At 61.5% G+C, this 18,006-nt stretch carries 18 protein-coding genes and 1 pseudogene; 9 read left to right on the forward strand and 10 right to left on the reverse strand.

The window, feature by feature from the left end; genetic code table 11:
• Positions 1-9: 9 nt before the first annotated feature.
• From OMK73_RS06215 to OMK73_RS06230, 4 genes are all read right to left on the reverse strand, one after another.
• Positions 10-873: a Bug family tripartite tricarboxylate transporter substrate binding protein gene (locus OMK73_RS06215; protein ID WP_267601211.1), complete on the reverse strand. Its 864-nt coding sequence runs from the start codon at positions 871-873 to the stop codon at positions 10-12.
• 161 nt (positions 874-1,034) lie between these two features.
• Positions 1,035-2,438, reverse strand: coding sequence for an MmgE/PrpD family protein (locus tag OMK73_RS06220; protein WP_267601212.1), 1,404 nt, complete (start codon positions 2,436-2,438; stop codon positions 1,035-1,037).
• Between the two features lie 70 nt (positions 2,439-2,508).
• Entirely contained in the window at positions 2,509-3,441 is a 933-nt protein-coding gene (locus OMK73_RS06225; RefSeq protein ID WP_267601213.1) for an electron transfer flavoprotein subunit alpha/FixB family protein, read from the reverse strand.
• 19 nt (positions 3,442-3,460) lie between these two features.
• Positions 3,461-4,210: an electron transfer flavoprotein subunit beta/FixA family protein gene (locus OMK73_RS06230; RefSeq protein WP_267601214.1), complete on the reverse strand. Its 750-nt coding sequence runs from the start codon at positions 4,208-4,210 to the stop codon at positions 3,461-3,463.
• A 364-nt stretch (positions 4,211-4,574) separates the two neighbouring features.
• On the opposite strand from OMK73_RS06230, the gene OMK73_RS38150 reads away from it, so the two are divergent.
• A complete protein-coding gene (locus tag OMK73_RS38150; RefSeq protein WP_324291669.1) occupies positions 4,575-4,748 on the forward strand; it encodes a hypothetical protein in 174 nt (57 codons plus the stop codon).
• Between the two features lie 11 nt (positions 4,749-4,759).
• Positions 4,760-5,320, forward strand: coding sequence for a FadR/GntR family transcriptional regulator (locus OMK73_RS06240; RefSeq protein WP_267601367.1), 561 nt, complete (start codon positions 4,760-4,762; stop codon positions 5,318-5,320).
• A 242-nt stretch (positions 5,321-5,562) separates the two neighbouring features.
• Here OMK73_RS06240 and OMK73_RS06245 read toward each other — a convergent pair whose 3' ends face one another.
• Genes OMK73_RS06245 through OMK73_RS06255 form a run of 3 tightly spaced genes read right to left on the reverse strand, consistent with a single transcriptional unit; the run spans position 5,563 to position 7,995 of the window.
• The gene (locus tag OMK73_RS06245) at positions 5,563-6,684 is read right to left on the reverse strand and encodes a CaiB/BaiF CoA transferase family protein (RefSeq protein ID WP_420715469.1); all 1,122 of its coding nucleotides are present in this window, start codon (positions 6,682-6,684) and stop codon (positions 5,563-5,565) included.
• A 22-nt stretch (positions 6,685-6,706) separates the two neighbouring features.
• Positions 6,707-7,789 (reverse strand): CoA transferase, encoded by a 1,083-nt coding sequence (locus OMK73_RS06250; RefSeq protein WP_324291677.1) that lies wholly within the window; start codon positions 7,787-7,789, stop codon positions 6,707-6,709.
• Positions 7,687-7,995 (reverse strand): CoA transferase, encoded by a 309-nt coding sequence (locus OMK73_RS06255; RefSeq protein WP_267601215.1) that lies wholly within the window; start codon positions 7,993-7,995, stop codon positions 7,687-7,689. The genes OMK73_RS06250 and OMK73_RS06255 overlap by 103 nt, the downstream gene beginning before the upstream one ends.
• Positions 7,996-8,235: 240 nt before the next feature.
• On the opposite strand from OMK73_RS06255, the gene OMK73_RS06260 reads away from it, so the two are divergent.
• The 6 genes and pseudogenes from OMK73_RS06260 to OMK73_RS06285 all read left to right on the forward strand — a co-directional run bounded on the left by OMK73_RS06260 (position 8,236) and on the right by OMK73_RS06285 (position 14,257).
• Positions 8,236-9,435 (forward strand): thiolase family protein, encoded by a 1,200-nt coding sequence (locus OMK73_RS06260; protein ID WP_267601216.1) that lies wholly within the window; start codon positions 8,236-8,238, stop codon positions 9,433-9,435.
• Complete coding sequence (locus OMK73_RS06265; protein WP_267601217.1) at positions 9,435-9,860, forward strand: Zn-ribbon domain-containing OB-fold protein; 426 nt, start codon at positions 9,435-9,437, stop codon at positions 9,858-9,860. The genes OMK73_RS06260 and OMK73_RS06265 overlap by 1 nt, the downstream gene beginning before the upstream one ends.
• 90 nt (positions 9,861-9,950) lie before the next feature.
• Positions 9,951-11,000: pseudogene (locus OMK73_RS06270) on the forward strand (FAD-dependent oxidoreductase); the annotation flags it as partial.
• 455 nt (positions 11,001-11,455) lie between these two features.
• Positions 11,456-12,844, forward strand: coding sequence for a Mu transposase C-terminal domain-containing protein (locus OMK73_RS06275; protein ID WP_267601218.1), 1,389 nt, complete (start codon positions 11,456-11,458; stop codon positions 12,842-12,844).
• Positions 12,845-12,849: 5 nt separating this feature from the next.
• Complete coding sequence (locus OMK73_RS06280; RefSeq protein ID WP_267601219.1) at positions 12,850-13,719, forward strand: TniB family NTP-binding protein; 870 nt, start codon at positions 12,850-12,852, stop codon at positions 13,717-13,719.
• Positions 13,694-14,257: a TniQ family protein gene (locus OMK73_RS06285; protein WP_267601220.1), complete on the forward strand. Its 564-nt coding sequence runs from the start codon at positions 13,694-13,696 to the stop codon at positions 14,255-14,257. The genes OMK73_RS06280 and OMK73_RS06285 overlap by 26 nt, the downstream gene beginning before the upstream one ends.
• 132 nt (positions 14,258-14,389) lie before the next feature.
• On the opposite strand, the gene OMK73_RS38890 is transcribed toward OMK73_RS06285, so the two are convergent.
• On the reverse strand, positions 14,390-14,989 hold the full coding sequence (locus tag OMK73_RS38890; protein ID WP_420715470.1) for a transposase: 600 nt from the start codon (positions 14,987-14,989) through the stop codon (positions 14,390-14,392).
• 180 nt (positions 14,990-15,169) lie between these two features.
• Positions 15,170-16,033, reverse strand: a complete 864-nt coding sequence (locus OMK73_RS38895) for an ISL3 family transposase (protein WP_420715471.1) — start codon at positions 16,031-16,033, stop codon at positions 15,170-15,172.
• A gap of 63 nt (positions 16,034-16,096) precedes the next feature.
• On the opposite strand from OMK73_RS38895, the gene OMK73_RS06295 reads away from it, so the two are divergent.
• Entirely contained in the window at positions 16,097-16,738 is a 642-nt protein-coding gene (locus OMK73_RS06295) for an SMP-30/gluconolactonase/LRE family protein (RefSeq protein WP_267601221.1), read from the forward strand.
• A gap of 67 nt (positions 16,739-16,805) precedes the next feature.
• Here the strand turns inward: OMK73_RS06295 and OMK73_RS06300 are convergent, their stop codons facing one another.
• Positions 16,806-17,885: an MFS transporter gene (locus OMK73_RS06300; protein ID WP_267601222.1), complete on the reverse strand. Its 1,080-nt coding sequence runs from the start codon at positions 17,883-17,885 to the stop codon at positions 16,806-16,808.
• Positions 17,886-18,006 lie beyond the last annotated feature (121 nt).

The raw sequence follows: 18,006 nt of genomic DNA on the forward strand, positions 1-18,006 counted from the left end.
CGGCGGCATCTACTGCTTTTCAATGCGAGCAAGCTCCGCAATGCGTTCATAGCGGGCTGTATCACGAGCGATCAAGGACGCGTAGGCCTCGGGCGTCGACGACCTGGCCTCGATCCCGAGCAGGGAGAACTGGCGCCGTACTTCGCCGGATTCAACCACCTTTACAATCTCCACATTTAGCCGCCGGACAATCTCTGGCGGCGTTCCCGCCGGTGCAAGCAGGCCAAGCCAGCCGGTGAAATCGAAGTCCTTGTAGCCGAGTTCCTGCATGGTAGGCGTATCGGGCAGTGCATCGGATCGCTTTGCGCTCAGCATTGCCAGAGGCTTGACGCGGCCACTGCGGATATGAGGCAGGATCGGGCCAACAGAGTCAGGGGCGACCGTGAGCCTGCCGCCAACCAGATCGGTTTCGGCTTCAGCGGGGCCTTTGTACGGGATGGGGGCGATGTCCGTTCCCGCCTGCTGATTGAGGGATTCCATCGCGAGCTGATAGAGGCCGGCCGAACTGCCATAGGTCGCGGTACCCGGTGCCCGTTTCGCCTGTGCGATGAGATCGGAAATGGAGTTGATCGAGGAGTCCTGGCGCGTCACCAGCAGCAACGGTGTGGCGGCGACTAGCGAGATGGGCGTGAAGTGCTTGCGGGGATCGAAGGGCGGCGCCTTGAGCAAGGCGGGTGGCACCATTGTCGAGGACGCACTCGACAGCACCAGGGTATAGCCATCTGGAATACTGCGGGCGGCAGCCTGCATGCCAAGCACGCCATTGGCGCCAGGACGATTTTCGATAATGACCGGCTGTCCGAGCGGCGGCGCAATCCGTGCAGCGACAGCGCGCGCGGTGATGTCGGACGTTGATCCCGCGGTGAATGGCACGATGATCCGGATTGGCCGGCTTGGGTAGGCGGGCTCGGCAGACACGCCAGCGCATGCCACGCTCATCGCTATTGCAACACCCGCAAAGAAAGCTGTTCTCATGTTTTGCGACCTCTCTCGTTCTCGCCTGGTGGCGTGTTACAGGGATCATTGCGCCTACGTCAGGCGCAATGGGCGCCTTGATTTGCTTGCAATGCGCAGACAAGCCAATCACTGCCCGGCTCGTCTTCGAGGGCCAACACGCGCTTTGCATAGGCAAGCGCGCTATCGGGCGAGATGCACCAGGAGACCAGTGAAACAAACTTCTCCACCAGATCGCTCGGGCTGAGTGGGTTCGAGGGTGCCCCGCGCGGCGCATCCTGGTACATAGACTGAGCCCGATCTGTGTGGCGATGCCGAATGGAGACGTGACAGCGCTCATAGTGGTGCAGAGCCGGATCGGCGACGGCAACGATGTTCGGCATGACCGCGTGCACATCGGGCCGGTTGAGATACTCGCGATGGTCGAGACTGTGTCCGGGCAGGATGACATCGAACCCGCAAGCCGCGAGCGCCAGGCAATAGCGGATATCGAAACGCGCCTCGTTTGCTGTGCGTGGCGGTTCGCTCTTGGCCACCGCTTCGTGCACATAGGCTGGCAGCCTGACCTCAATATCGCACCCGGAGAGGTCACCCTGCCAGTCACGCCGCAAGGCGACAAGTGCATCGACTGCGGAGTGGATATAGCCGCAGCAGGCGTGAAGCTTGCGACGTGGGGCGAGCAATGCCCAGCCTTCCGGCACTGCGCGCACGTTCTGACGGCCGTTTGTGGATACCGTCGAGAAATACCCAAGGTCACCGTCAAATAAACGAAGCGGCCCCGTCATGCCATGGCTGGCATACTGGACCGCAGTGACTGCGGTGGCCGCAGGCTGCGCCCCGAATAGCATGGGCTTGACAGTACCGCCCTGGCGGAAGATGACCTCCGCAGGGCACCAGCCCGCCAGCGACCCTGAAATCGCCAGCGCGTGGCGAGTCTGTTCGACATCCAGGCCGCGCAAGTGTGCCACGGCTGCCGCGGCGCCGACGGAGGATGGCAGCCCGACGGGTGTCAGACCTACTTCACTATACGGCTTCAGCGATGGATAGACCGCGGTGTAGACGGCGCTGGTCAATTCGATGGCGCGCACCACGGCTTCGATCAACTGGCGTCCACTCGCGCCAACTGCCTCGGCCGTAGCGACAGCCGCAGTGACGCAACCGATGCTCGCATGGCCGCCGATCAGGTCGTTCAGCTCCAGGATGTCGCCGGCATAACCGTTGGCAATGACGGCCGCTGCGATGGGCATTTTGCGGCCATGGACAAATACGGAAGCGTGATCATCGCCCTGGGTCGGTGCGCCGGACGACCTGGCTACCAGCCTGGATTCGTCGGCCTGCATGCCGGCGACGATGCAGCCGATGGTGTCAAGAATGCAAAGCTTCGCTTGGGTGACGACTGCGTCGGGCAGGTCATCGAAGCGACACTGTGCGGCACGCGCATGGAGCTGGTCAAGAAACATGGCGTCAGTAGTGTTCGAAGTCATGATGGTGGCCCATGAGTTCACAAGGAGCGGATGCGGCAAGTCTTCTTTTGCAGGTCGAGAGCAGTGGTTGTCAGACGGCCGCCACCAACTCCGGCACGACGGTGTTCAGATCGCCAACCAGACCGTAGTCGGCCACCGAGAAGATCGGGGCTTCGGCATCCTTGTTGATCGCCACGATCACCTTGGAGTCCTTCATGCCGGCCAGATGCTGGATCGCGCCGGAGATACCAACGGCGATGTACAGCTGCGGCGCAACGATCTTGCCGGTCTGGCCGACCTGGTAATCGTTGGGCACGAAGCCGGCATCGACGGCAGCGCGGGATGCGCCCATCGCGGCGTTCAGCTTGTCGGCCAGCGGCGTCAGCACCTTGGTGTAGTTCTCGCCGGAACCCACGCCACGGCCACCGGACACGATAATCTTGGCGGCGGTCAGCTCGGGGCGGTCGCTCTTGGTCACTTCGCGCGAAACGAATTGCGAGATGCCTGCGTCGGCCACGGCGGGCAGGTTTTCCACGGCGGCCGAGCCACCTTCGGCGGCGGCGGCGTCGAAGCCGGTGCCGCGCACGGTGATGACCTTGACCTTGTCCGACGATTGCACGATCGAGATCGCGTTGCCGGCGTAGATCGGGCGCTCGAACGTGTCCGGGCTGTCGACCTTGGTGATGTCCGACAGCTGGGCTACGTCCAGCTTGGCCGCGACGCGCGGCAGGATGTTCTTGCCGTAGGCCGATGCGGGCGCCAGGATGTGGCTGTAGTCGCTGGCGATGGCCAGCACTTGCTCGGCCACGTTTTCGGCCAGGCCGTCGGCGAACTGCGGCGCGTCGGCCAGCAGCACCTTGGACACGCCGGCGATCTTCGCGGCAGCGGTGGCGGCGGCGGCGGCATTGGCGCCAGCCACCAGCACGTGGACATCACCGCCGCACTGGGCGGCTGCCGTCACGGTGTTCAGCGTGGCGGCCTTGATGGATTGGTTGTCGTGTTCAGCAATGACGAGTGCAGTCATGTTTTATCTCCTGGCGCGCTCAGATGACCTTGGCTTCGTTCTTCAGCTTTTGCACCAGCGTCGCAACGTCCGGCACCATCACACCCGCGCTACGCTTGGGCGGCTCAACGACCTTGACGGTCTTCAGACGCGGCGCCACATCCACGCCGAGATCTTCCGGCTTGACGATGTCGAGCGGCTTCTTCTTGGCCTTCATGATGTTCGGCAGCGTGACATAACGCGGCTCGTTCAGGCGCAGGTCGGTGGTCACCACCGCCGGCAGCTTGAGCGACAGGGTCTCCAGACCGCCGTCCACTTCACGCGTCACCGATGCGCGGCCATCGGCCACCACCACCTTCGAGGCGAAGGTGGCTTGCGGCAGGCCCGCCAGCGCAGCCAGCATCTGGCCGGTCTGGTTGGAGTCGTCGTCGATGGCTTGCTTGCCCAGGATCACCAGTTGCGGCTGTTCCTTGTCGACCAGCGCCTTGAGCAGCTTGGCCACGGCCAGCGGCTGTAGGTCTTCATTCGATTCCACTAGGATGCCGCGGTCGGCACCGATGGCCATGGCGGTGCGCAGGGTTTCCTGGCACTGCGCCACGCCGCACGAGACGGCGACGACTTCGGTGACAACGCCGGCTTCCTTCAGGCGCACAGCCTCTTCCACGGCGATTTCGTCGAAGGGGTTCATGCTCATCTTGACGTTGGCCAGGTCCACGCCCGTGCCGTCCGCCTTGACGCGAACCTTCACGTTGTAGTCCACCACCCGCTTGACTGCGACGAGTACTTTCATGCGTATTCACTCAACTGTTGACAAAAACCGCCAGCCGCAGCGATTGGACGCACGCGGCGCTAACGATGACACCAAGACACATGGACCGAAGTCTTTTGTCCTTCTGACTTCATGTTTCATTGGTTGATCCAATGATATTTTGAGAGTAGATTGTGCGTCAATGAGTCAAACCTTAGTGCTTCCCCTTAGGACGGCGGGGTGAAGTCAGGAACGGCGTTACCCAGGGCTGGCTCAGACAGGTCATTGGTCATATCAATGGATGTATTGGCTGCGCTATACTAGAATCTCGAAGTGACCGGTAACGTGTTGCGAAAGCGCATTTCGCGAGAGCAAAGAGGGTAAAGCATTGGAAAGGCACCAGAACATGGACCAAACCGGGCAAGCTGCCGTTGCCGAAGAAGCAGCCTTTGAACCGATCTCGGTCAGCCGCGCGCTCGACGAGATCGCCAGACAAATCCGGCAAGAAGTCATGGCAGGGCGGCTGAAGCCGGGTCAGAAGCTTCCCCGGAGCGCGACCTTTGCGTGCGTTTCGGCGTAAGCCGCAACACTTTGCGCGAAGCGCTGCGCGCGCTCGAGATTTCCGGGCTCATCGAACTCAAGAAGGGGGCTACTGGCGGCGCGTTCATCAAGAAGGGCGACAAGGACGTCGTCATTACGGGCCTGCGCGACCTCTACTATCTCGGGTCGATCACACCGGAGCAACTGACCGAGGCACGGGTCATGCTTGCCGACCTTGTGGTTCGCGACGTTTGCGTGAAGGCAACCGAAGCGGACCTTGAGGCACTACAGGCTAACGTGGCCGCTGCCGAGGCCGCGCAGAAGGCTGGCAACTTCGAAGCGCGTGCACGGATACATCTCGAGTTCCATAGTCTGCTCGTTAAGATTTCCGGCAACCCCATCCTGATTCTCACGATGGAGGCGATCCTGAAAGTCATGGCTGAGTTCATTGCCCAGATCGGCTACAGCGAGAACCGCTTCGTGCTCCCCTCGCGGCGTCGGCTTCTCAAATTCCTGGCGGAGCGCAACGCGGACGAGGCCGCCAACGAGATGGCGGCTCATCTTCGGCGCGTGCACCGTTACTACCTGTCGCAGATCAAGAGTCAGGACTGAGTCCCCTCGCTTCTGGCCCAGGCCTCAGCCACGGGCCGCTTGCTGGCGTGTCGATGCCGGCGTGAACCGGTGTGGCGCTACCATTGGTGCACGCCACAGATCTGGCGTCCAAATGAGCCCTTCAGCCTGTCGCTCCTGCTTTGCCACTGTGGCAGCGAAGTAGCAACTGGCTGCAGGGTGCAAGTACCTGTGTGGCCTGCACCCTGCGATCGGCAACGACCGAGCAGCAGACGCCGCGTCCGTCACGCGGCCTTCGCAATCCAGCCCGATATGACCTGGTCACAGGTGAGCGGCCCTGACGCGTCGGTATGGGCGACCGACGAGGGCGTTCTCGAGAAGCGCGGCGCCGGCGCCGGATGAGGCACGCCGCCCACGTCGACGAACGCCTCGCGCGCCAGCAGATGCGGATGCTGTGCAGCCTCGCTCAGCGTCAGCACGGGAGCAAAACACGCATCGGTATCCCCGAGCAATGCCGTCCACTCGGCCCGGATGCGTTGCGAGAAGATCTGCGCCAGCTCCGCTCTCAGTGCAGGCCATCGGGTCCGGTCGTGTTGTGCGTCGCGCAGCGCCGGATCCACCCCGATGCGGTCGCACAGTAGCGCGAAGAACTGGGGCTCGATGGCGCCGATGCAGACGTATTCGGCGTCGGCAGCGCGGTACACCGCGTAGTATGGCGCGCCGCCATCGAGCATATTGTCGCCGCGGCGTTCGCTGTAGAGGCCACGCAGCCTGTGTCCCTGCGCCAGGCTCATCAGAGAAAGCGCGCCGTCGCAGATGGCGGCGTCCACCACCTGCCCGCGGCCAGAGCTGCGCGCCTCAATTAGCGCCGCAAGGATGCCCATCGCCAGGTACAAGCTGCCGCCGCCATAGTCACCGACGAGATTGAGCGGCGGCACCGGGGCATCATCTCGCTCGCCGATCGCGGCGAGGGCACCTGTGAGGGCGATGTAGTTGATATCGTGACCGGCCGTCTGCGATAGCGGCCCGTCTTGTCCCCATCCGGTCATGCGGCCATAGACAAGCCTGGGATTCAGCGCCGCGATGGTCTCCGGCCCGAGGCCGAGGCGTTCCATCACTCCCGGGCGGAAGCCCTCGACCAGCGCATCTGCATGGGTCAGCAGCTTCAGGACTTGATCCCGATCCTTGGCGCTTTTCAGATCCAGAAGCACGGTGCGCCTGCCACGTCCAATGAGATCTTGCGGGTGAATGGGCCTGGCTCCCGGCCGGTCGATACGGACAATGTCAGCGCCCATGTCCGCAAGGAGCATACAGGCGAACGGCCCTGGTCCAAGCCCTGCGAACTCAACGATCCGGACCCCCGACAAGGGGCCCTTCTTCAGTGAGGTGGTGTTTGTTTGATCCAAGATATGGCTCCATTCACCGGCGTCAACTGGCTTGCGTTGCGCGCACCGGCGCAGCACCCAACGCACCTGAACGCTCAAGTTCCGAGATCCGCGTTTCATCGTAGTGCAAGACATCGCGTAACACTTCGGCCGTGTGTTCGCCTACCGCCGGCGCAGGACGTGGGGCCACGGCTGGCGTTTCGGATAGCCTCATCGGCGATTCAATGTTGGGAATCCAGCCTTTCACGGGATGGGGGATACGGGTGGTCAGACCGCGTGACTGCGCCTCGCCAGAGCGCAACGCCTCGCCAAGCGTACGGACTTCGCCGTGTGGCACGGAGGCTGCGCGCAGCTTGGCCTGCCAGTGGCTCCAAGGCTGCGCCGCAAAAGCCTCGTTGAGGATCCCAAACAGTTCCTCGCGATGATTCAGCCGATCGATGCTTCTCACCAGATCGGGACGAGCCGCGAAATCCGGGCGTCCCAAGACATCGCCGAACAGGCGCGCAAAGATCTTGTCGTTCCCGCAATGCAGGTAAAAGGGGCGGTCCGCCGCGTGGAACACCCCCGATGGGCACGTATCCGGGGTGGAATTGCCGTGGCGCTGGGGATCCTTTCCGGTCAGCAGGTTCTGCATGCCGGCGAATCCCGTCATCATCACGGCGGTATCAAATAGCGATACCTCGACAAACTGCCCCTTTCCTGTGCGCTCGCGTGCCAATAGGGCAAGCAGCAGTGCATTGCTCGCCATCAGGGCCGTCCCCATATCCATGACCACCGGCCCGCTGCGCACGCCGGGACGGTCAGGGTAGCCATTCATGGACATGTAACCGCTCTCAGCCTGTACGACAGGGTCGAAGCCAAGCCGATCCGCATACGGCCCCGTACGCCCGTACGCAGACACGGAACAATAGATGAGGCGGGGATTGAGCTGTGCACAGCGCTCGTAACCCAATCCAAGACGCTCCATGACACCGCTCGAAAAGTTCTCGAACACGACGTCGGCAGTGGCGATCAGATCGAGCGCTACCTTCGCACCTTCCTCGGTTTTGATATCGAGCGCGAGACTGCGCTTGTTCCGATTGCACCAAAGGTACGGGCCGCCCTGCGCAGGCAGCGCCGGATCCAGTGGGGGTAATAGCGGAAATCCTCCCCGCGCCCAGGTCGCTCAATCTTGATCACATCAGCGCCAAAGTCCCCCAGGATCATTGTCGCCAATGGCCCCGCGATGAAGTGCGAAAAATCAACCACTTTCAGTCCGCTCACGGCACTTTCGTGTGGCTGAGCTGGCGCCTCACGCACTGGCAGCTCTTCGATATAGGTCTGGTTAAACATGGTCTCCTACCCTAATTGTGTCAATGGCCCAACCAATGTAACGTAGGGCCATGGCGGCGTCAACATGCACCTGGCTGACAGGCATCAGCTTCCGAGTGACATGAAGGGCTCATGCAGTCCCCGCCATGCCTGCGGGAAATCTCCCATTTGACAGATTATTCAGTTGGTTCTACCATTGCAAAAATGAAAGCGCCAGATCCGAACTAGCAGTTCGTTGCCGGCGCAAGCGGAGACAATGCAATGAGCAAGCCAAGACGCGTCGCGATCATCGGCGCAAGCGCCATCCCGGTCGGAAGGCACCAGACAGCTGATGCTGAGGAGCTTCAGACGCTAGAGCACGAGGTCCTGTTGCGGCTGGTACTTGAGGCGACGCGCGACGCCGGCGTGGACAAGCGTGACATCGAGAGCCTGGTCTTCACGCTGCCGCGTCCGTACACCCGGCAGAAGTACCTGCACACGTTCATGATCGGTAAGCTCAAGCTGCCATGCCGGGGCACCGTGCTCGAGGTGATGGGCAATGGCATGACCGCGGCCCTGGCGCTTGATCAGGCGTGCAACGAAATCCTGCTCGGCAGGGCCAAGGTCGCACTGGCACTCGGCATCAATATGGAAACGGCGGTTTCCGCGGCCGAGCATGCCATGAGCAGCATGCGGACGACCGGCGATGTCGACTTCCATGTCCCCGCAGGCTTCACGCCGATCTCGTGGTACGCCATGGATGCCGCGCGTTACATGCACGAGCATGGCGCCACGCAGGAGCAGCTGGCCGCAGTGGCCGTGAAGAACCGCTATCACGCTTCGCTGAACCCGCTGGCCCAGTACCGCAAGCCGCTCACGGCGCAGGAGGTGCTGGCACAGCGGCCGATCGTCGAGCCCCTGGGGCTGTATGACGTGCCGCCACGCGGCGACGGCGCGGCCTGCTTGGTGCTCGCAAGCGAGGATGTTGCACGGGCTACCGGACGCCCCTATGTGTTGATCCAGGGCCGGGGCTTCCACCATGACGGCTCGCATCAGATCAGCGACGTACCCAACGACATGATCGGCTTCGAGGCGGCACGTGTGGCTTCGGCGCAGGCATACGCCGAAGCGGGCATCACGGCTTCGGACCTTGATCTGGCGGAGCCCTATGCCCCTTGCACGATTGTCGAGATCCTGGTCAGCGAGGCGCTCAGTCTGGTACCGCGTGGCCGGGGATCGATTGCTGCACTCGATGGAGAGACCACGCTGGGCGGGCGGATTCCGATCTCCACGTCTGGCGGCCTACTTTCGCGCGGTCATCCATCCTATGTCACGTCGCTCTACAACTACGTGGAGATCGCGGAACAGTTGCGCGGCCGCGCAGGCGAGCGCCAGGTGAAGGGCGCCCAATGGGGTGTTGCAACAGGGGAACTGGGCAACTACAACGCAGCGCTGGTTCACGTGTTCGAAGGAGTTCAATGATGCTCAAGACAGTCGACATTGGCGCCGCGCGTGCCTATCCGCCGCGCGTATCGAAGGCGACTGAGCCGTTCTGGACCGCTCTTGCGCAAGGCAGCTGGATCACCACTGCATGCTGCGACTGCGGCAAGCAGAGCTTTCCGCCCCAGATCATCTGCCCGCATTGCTGGTCCGAATCGCTCGAATGGACCGATCTCAGCCCGCGCGGGGTCATTTATTCCTGGACGCGCGTGCATGCCGCGCCCACCGTCTTCGCGGCCGAGGCCCCCTACAGCGTCTGCATTGTCGACCTGGATTGTGGCATACGCATTGCCTGCAAGCTGCTGGAAGCCGAAGCGGCGGCGCCGAGTATTGGTATGGCGGTGGAGATGGTAAGGCTGCACTACCAGGATGGCGACCTCTTTGCCGCCCGCGCTCTCCAGCGCTGATGACTGGGCTGGCGACGGCAGCGCTGCGCCGCCGTCACTGCCACTACGTTTCTTGTTCCTTTTGTTCTACATCGTCTCAGGAGTTAAGCCATGCGCGACACCCCTTCGTCCGTGAACACGGTCGACTGCGATTTGCTGGTGATCGGTTCCGGTGCCGGCGGCCTCTCCACGGCTGTCACCGCCCGCAAGCACGGCCTTGATGTCTTGGTCGTGGAGAAAGACAGCGTGTTTGGCGGCACCACCGCGTTTTCAGGCGGTGTGCTGTGGATTCCCGGTAACCCGGTCTCCCGCCGTGCCAATCAGAAGGACACTCGCGAAGCTGCGCGCGCCTACCTTGCGGCAGAAACGGGATCCGCCTTCGATGCCGCCGCCGTCGATGCGTTCCTGGACAACGGACCGAAGATGGTCGATTGGTTCGAGCGCGAGACCAGCGTGAAGTTCGCGCCGACGCTGTATCCTGACTACCACCCCACGCAGATCGGTGGCGTTGACGTCGGCCGCTCCATCCTGGCGGCACCGTTCGATATTCGCGAACTAGGCAAGGACGTGTCGCGCCTGCGCCCGCCGCTAGCGACCATCACGTTCATCGGCATGATGTTCAATTCGTCGAATGCCGACCTGAAGCACTTCTTCAACGTGACGAAGTCGGTGAAGTCGTTCTTCTATGTTGCCAGGCGGCTCGCGAGCCACCTCAAGGAGCTGGTGCTCTATCGGCGCGGCATGAACGTCACCAGCGGCAATGCGCTGGCGGCGCGGCTGGCGAAATCGACGCTGGATCTCGGCATTCCCATCTGGACCGCGTCGCCCGCGCTCCGGCTCGTGGTCAAGGACGGCGCGGTGGTGGGCGCGATCGTCAAGCGCGACGGCGGCGAGGTAGAGATCCGGGCCCGACACGGCGTAGTGCTTGCCAGCGGTGGTTTTTCGCACGACATCCAGCGTCTGCGCAAAGCCTATCCGCATGTCGCGCGCGGCGGCGAGCACTTTTCACCCGTGCCGGCCACCAACACCGGCGACGGCGCACGCCTGGCGGAAGAGGCGGGCGGCACGGTGCCGCTGCGTTATTGCGACGCCGCGGCTTGGATGCCGGTATCGAAGGTGCCGATGGGCGGCGGGCGCTACGTCGCGTTCCCGCATCTGCTGTTGCCGACCATTAATTCGGCAAACGGTGACCACTAAATCCGCCAATGATCATCGATCTAACTGATTGATCCATAAGCGATTTTTGCTGCGTTGTGACGTGTACCACTGTTGTTCGTAGGCAACGCGTTTTGGGGCGCCGCGTCCACTAATTCCGCAAGCCCGAGTCGACCGTTCAGTAAATCGCCTAATGTGTGTAAGACCACGGTCTTGAACACGGCCATGAGGATTGCAACGAAGCGCGAACTGGCGATTGCGAGGGTCTTACGTCCGCTTGGGAGGGCTCCCTCACGCGTGAGCAAGCTGAGAACGCTGGCAAATTGCTTGGAATCCATTGGGCGACGGTCTATCACTTGCGCCGGCGCTTCCTCGCAGATCCTGTGGCGAGCGCGTTGATACCTTATGACAGAGGTCCCAAAGTGGGAAAGCCGCGTCTAGCAGCGACTGTCGAGGAAATCGTGAATGAGGTCCTGACCGAATGGCTGCCGCAGCAGCGTCATCTCGCTCATCCGCTTTTCGAGCTTGACGTCGAAATCCGGAAGCGCTGCGCAGGATCAGGTGTTCGTCCGCCAAGCAGATCTACCATTTCGCGACGCTGGGCGGCCCATCGGAAAGAAGAAGCCCTTCGGCTCGCAACGCTGCCGGGTTCTGAGATTCCACCAGGTCATCTGGTGGCGCGTTGTCCGATGGATATTGTGCAGATTGATCACACGCTAGCCGATTTGATGCTGGTCGATGATGCGAGCCGACGCCCCATTGGCCGGCCATGGCTAAGCATAGCCCTCGACGTTTCGACAAGATGCGTCGTTGGCGTATATGTCGGGATGGACCGCCCCAATGCGGCAACGGTCGCGTTGCTATTGACCCGCGTTGTCTTGCCAAAGGATGGCTGGCTCGCCAGCCTCGATGTTAGTGTCGATTGGCCTATGCATGGTATCCCACAGCTACTTCACCTCGATAATGCGGCAGAATTCAAAAGCAGGGCATCGCGATCGGGGTGTCGAGAATATGGTGTGGAACTGATGTACCGACCGGCAGGAAGGCCGTACTTCGGGGGACATATCGAACGCTTGATGAGGACCATCATGGAACGTGTCCACAGCCTGCCAGGATCGACTGGATCGTCCCCCAAGGGGCGCAAGGCCAGACCGCCGGAAAAGGAAGCCTCCTTGACGATCCGGGAATTTGAGCGGTGGCTAGTTCTCGAGATTGCCGAACGCTATCACCACAACGCTCATCGCGGGCTGCAGGGCGCCACTCCCTTTTCGGAGTGGGCAACGGCGGGTGGGAAGACGCCTCCACGCTTACTTCCCAATGCGGCGCCTGAACCCCTGCGCTTCCTAATCCAGTTCTTGCCGATGACCTATCGGACCGTGCAGTCAAATGGGCTGACGCTGTTCTATCTTCGATACTGGCACCCAATATTCGCAGCCTGGCGGGCGACAAAGCAGAAAGTCATTGCAAGGTATCACCCTGAGGATCTCTCCAGAATCTTTGTCAGTGTCGATGGAAAGCACTACGTTGAGGCGACATTTGCGGACTTGCGTCGTGGCCGAGTGTCATTGTGGGAGCAGCGCAGTGCGTTACGGCGCTTGCGATCGCAAGGCAAAGAATTTGTTACAGAAGCAAAGGTATTTGACGCGATTGATGAGCAACGTCGGATTGTCTCCCGCGCCAGATCGCAAACGTTGGGGGCAAACCGTCAAGGCGAAGCGCTGAAGGAACTGGCACCTCAGATTCTTGGCGACGCGCCAAACTTGGTACGTGCAAACGCGTTGGACAAGCGCTCTGAGCCGGCAGTGGATTACAACAAGCCGCCATCAGTGTTCAATGTCGAACTCCTGTAATCGCGATGCGCGCACTGCTAACACATCTGCTCCCGGCCGCGAGAGAACTGGCTCTGTGCGACGATGGTGTCAGAATTAAAGGCTTGGCACGTAGCCATTGGATAGACTACCCGCGCGCTACCCAGGCGTTGGAGATTCTCGAGCGTCTCCTGCAAACACCTCAGCGGGAGCGTATGCCGTGCCTGCTGCTGCACGGAGATTCCAACATCGGTAAGACGCAGATTGTCTCGAAATTCCAGCGTCGTCATCCACCCGAGTATGACGAAGAGAAGGGCGTCGAGTTGCGAAGTATTGTTGCCATGCAGATGCCACCCACACCCGAGCAGCCGCGCTTCTATTCTTCATTGCTCTTCGAACTGGGCGCTCCGTTCAACGCGGCAGCGAGGCTATCTGCGCTTGAGAACCTGAGTCGTGCGCTGCTTCGAAAAGTTTCGGCACGCATGCTGATCGTTGACGAGGTTCATCATTTGCTGGCCGGCAACTATCGGGAACAGCGTGCATCCTTGAATCTGATGAAGTTTCTCGCCAATGACTTGAAAATCGCTGTTGTCCTCGTTGGTACTCAAGACGCCGTCATGGCGCTCCAAACGGATCCCCAGATGGTCAGTCGGTTCGCCCGTCTCGAGGTACCGAGATGGCAGGAGACGGAGGCATTTCGTTCTCTTCTTGCTGCTTTCGAGATGGTTCTGCCGCTTCGACGTCCGTCGAACCTCGCACGGCGAGAGATGGTACATGCCATTCTGACCGCAAGTGGAGGGCTAACAGGGGAAGTGTCGCGCGTCTTGACTGTTTCCGCAGAACTCGCGATCCGGGATGGGCAGGAGGCCATCGACCTTGGTCACATAGAGAATGCAGCGCGAACCCTGGTCTCCTGAGGGCGTCAGGCCTTGGCCCGTTGCTCCGCGTCCGTTCGATGACGAGGCGTTTGGCGGTTGGCTCGGTCGCCTGGCGGCGAGGTATCTGATTAGTGTTGAACAGTTGTGGCAGATCGGAGACCTTGGTGCGTTTCCGGCGTTGACCAATATTGGCTGGCTTCTGTTCCCTCCGATGGACGGGAGCGCACTGTGCCGGCTTGCGCAGCTGACTCATGTTGGTATCCCGAGATTGGAGGCACTTCAAACGCCAACAGCGTGGGTGTCACACCGAGATCAGCTCCCTTACTGCTTCGACTGCCTTGTTCTGAATCCCGTCGACGTCTTCTCGCCTCGCTGGAAGCGGGATTGGCTAGATCCGCACACGGCTGTCTGCCAAGTCCCTGACCATAGACTGAACGCGCTGGCGCCATGCACGCTACGCATCTGCCGCAACCTCACTGCGGTGCTCCGTGAGATTGGAAAGCGTCAGCGCAAGGGTAGGCAGCCGCGTCCAAATCTCGGCATTGGCGGAAATTGTGACCACCATTGGCGGAAATAACGATCTGCAACAACCACCATTCTTCTTATTGACTAACGTAAGCGAGCCCGCCAGCCTGGTCCTGGCCGCACGAGCTCACGCGCCTGCGATGGCGACCGGACTAGCGGGTCCAGTAGGACAAGGCGGGCCCGATTAGCTTGGCTTCAACACCCGCAGCCGCAGAAGCTCGATATTCGCGCGGCCATACATTTGGCGCTTGAGGAGCTTGAGCCGGTTGACATGACCTTCGGTCTGGCCATTGCTCCATTGCAGCCTGAAGGCCGCCCGCACAGCCGGTAAGTCGGCGCGCAGGCTTTGCGCGAACCGACGCATTTCCACAGCGTCGCAGCACGACAAACGTTTCAACCATCGATCGAAATGTCGCACACTTCGCCGGTGCATGAGTCCGAGAAACTCCCGCGCGAGACTGCGCACCTCGCCCACCACGGGTTCGATCTTGCACAGCGCCTTCACGAATCGCTCGTGATCCGCGCTCCTTGGCTCCTCGATGGCGAGGTTCCTCCATCCGACAAGCCATCCGAACACGCGCCGGGCCGACGGAATCGGCATCGTTCGCACAGGCTCCAGGACAAGCGGCGTCTTGCCCAGCGGAAAGAGGAGGCGGACCACGCAACTCTGCACGGAGCCGCGACTTCCCAAGTAACCTCGCTGCTTGAGTTCTTGCCAGATCAGTTCAGGAAAGCGACAGCCCTGGACGATTCGTTCCTCGATATAGTCGCGATAGGGATCCAAAGGCGTCGGACCCCGCGCCTTGGGTGCGCGCTCGGGGAATAATCCCCCCAGTGACGAACCTGCGGACGGTTCGTTGGTCGATTGAAAGCTCGCGCGCGATTCCTTTCATCGAGCCGCCCTGGGCGCGTAGCGCCATCACCTGCTTGTACAACGCCAGCCGCGTGGCGCGTCGCTGATCGCTCAGACGCTCCCATGACGTTGTGAGTTTCGGCTCAGAATCCCCTGCCGGCCAAGGGTCACCTTACTGACGTTTACTTGCTGGGCGGCTTGGCGCAGTTGTGGCCCGAGTCGGTATAGCAGCCTCTCGACGTTGTCGCGCAGGTTGCTCACCAGATGCCAGCGATCCGAGACTTGCTTGGCTGCCGGCAGCGCAATGTCGACCGCTTCGGAATAGGCCCCGGCTCGGTCCCTGGCGACGATCTCGATCGATGGGTGCGCACGCATCCACGCAGCCACCGCAATGGCTTCCCTGCCGGCGAACACTTCGATCGGCTCACGTCGCTCCAGGTCGACGATGATTGTTCCGTACTGGTGACCGCGCGCGATCGCCCAGTCATCGATGCCGATGACCCGCGGTCGTGGTTTGCGCTTGCGCTCAGGTACTCTGCGCAATTCCCGCAGCACGGTGTCGGCACTCGTGCGCAATCCCAAGGCGTCGGCAAGCCGGGCTGCCGCCTCACCACCGAGGGCGTGGCCCAGCGCGTGCAACGCCCGAGCCTGCGATCGCGTACGACGTTGATACCGCCCGGCCAAGGCGTGGATGTTCTCGGCAAACGTACGACGGGGGCAGTTGGCGTTCATACACTTGAAGCGACGCACCTCAATAGCGAGAACGACCCGCTGCTCGAGCATTGGACGTTCTTCCAGCTTGCGCACATAGCGGCCGTGGAGTCGGTGACTCCAACTATGGCAGGCCGGGCACGGTGCTCTGCGAACTGTACCGCGGGCTTCGATAGTAATGGTCTCCCCTTGCACGTCGCTGGAGACGAAGCGCTTACCCACACGGGCGAGAATACGATCGATCCCACCGAGAACTTGCCTCATGGTAACGATCAACGTAGACCAAACCGGCCGGAAATCAAGGGCTTGACTCGGCCGTCACACAAAGTGCGGGAGACCCATCTTCACGACTACGATGCTGGCGAGCCCAGAGCGCAGACGTCTCTTCACCGGGTCGATCGCGACGGCGCAATCAGCGTTGCGGCGACGGGTCTGGAATTCCCGAATGGGTCAGTGATCGTCGCAGACGGCAAGACCCTGATCGTGGCCGAGACGTGGCTTGGAAGGTTGACGGCCTTTGATATCGACAGCCAGGGCGAACTCGGGAACCGTCGTCTCTATGCCAATCTGGGAGCGCGGGAGCCGGATGGGATCTGCGCCGATGCCGCCGGCGCAATCTGGGTCGCTTGCTTTAATACGGGTGAGTTCCTTCGCGTGTTGGATGGTGGGGCGGTCACGGACATCATTGAATTTGATGGCCGCGCCATATCTTGCACATTAGGGGGTGCGGATGGCCGCCAATTGTTCTGCAGCGTCTATCGCGGCACATACGACGAATTGTCGGAACGCAAGCGAAAAGGCGCCATACTCACTGTTAATGTAGACGTGCCTGCACCGTCTGAGTGCGCTCGATGCCGACCGCAGCATGGTCCTTCGAACTCGCACCTGAATCCGGATATCTTTACGCGAGTCGCGAGGGCCAGAGCAGGTCATCCAGCGACCGCCGCCACCTGGGGTGGGGGAGCGTAACCACATTGCAATCGGTACGGCACAAAGCGCGAGAAGCGCCGTGATGAAAAAATTGGACCCAGTCCGATCACATTGGCAACGAGGCCAAGAAGGGGGCGAATATGCCAAGCGCCAGATCGATAAAGGCTGTATAGACCCCCATAGCGAGTCCTCGGGCGTCCTCAGGCGTCCGCGCCACTGCTTCCATGCCGAGTCCCGGGTACACGAGTGCGTAGCCGAAGCCCGCCATTGCCGACCCGATGAACGCAAGCCACGCATAGGACGAAAGCCAGATGAGGGCCAGCCCAGCGCTATGGATGATGATGAAGATCATCGCGGTTCGTGCGCCGCCAAGCCGGTCTGGTAACGGACCGAAGAACACGCGCGCCACAATCAACGCGGCGGCGAATGCAGTGAAGGACAGCCAAGCCGGCTGCCAGCCCCGTTGAACAAACAACAGTACGGCAAAAGCCGTCATGACTCCGTAGCCTACACTGGAGAAAGCCATTGCCACTCCCGGCATCCAGACAGCTCTCAATACCTGTTTGGCGGCCTTCCAACTTTGCGGCGTGGGTCTGATGGCAGGCAAGGAAGCAACCAGTGGCAGGATAACCGCTGCACCCACACAGGTCGCCAGCCCGATCGACGCAAAACCAAAGCTTGCGAACAGAAAACTCCCCAGGGGCGCGCCAAGGGCTAGGGCCACAAACATCGCAGTGCCAATCCACGCGATCGTTCTGCCGACGTTGCCAGGTTTAGCGAGCGACAGACACCAGCTTTGCGCTCCGATCATGATGAAGCTCTCGGCGCCCCCGAGCAGCACACGCCCCGTCAACAAGACCGCTATGGACAGACCGGCGCGGCGGGTGGCCAACAGAGATGCGAGATACAGTAGCCCGGCGAGCACAGCCATCACGAGCCCGACCGTCACCGCAAACTTCGGCCCGCGCCGGTCTGAAATCATGCCAGACCACAGGCGACAAAGCAGCGCTGAGGCAAACTGGGCGCCGGAGACAAGGCCGACGGTAAATGTACTGAGGCCCAGACCGTCATGGATATGCAGCGGCAATGCCGGCAATGCTGCGCCCGTGACCAGAAACACGGCGAATACGCAGGCCATCAAGGAGAGGAGGGTACGATCGGTCGGAGGAATCGGGGGTTGAGACATTGTCATTGACGTTGGTTGTTCCTCGGCGGCGAGTCCGCCGGTGTCCTTGGCGGGTCGGCGTCCTGTAGGGCACCGTGCCCCTTCGATCCTGATCGGCGCCGCGCCGAACATCCCCCTCGCA

Source organism: Cupriavidus sp. D39, from assembly GCF_026627925.1.
Classification (GTDB): Bacteria; Pseudomonadota; Gammaproteobacteria; order Burkholderiales; family Burkholderiaceae; genus Cupriavidus; species Cupriavidus ulmosensis.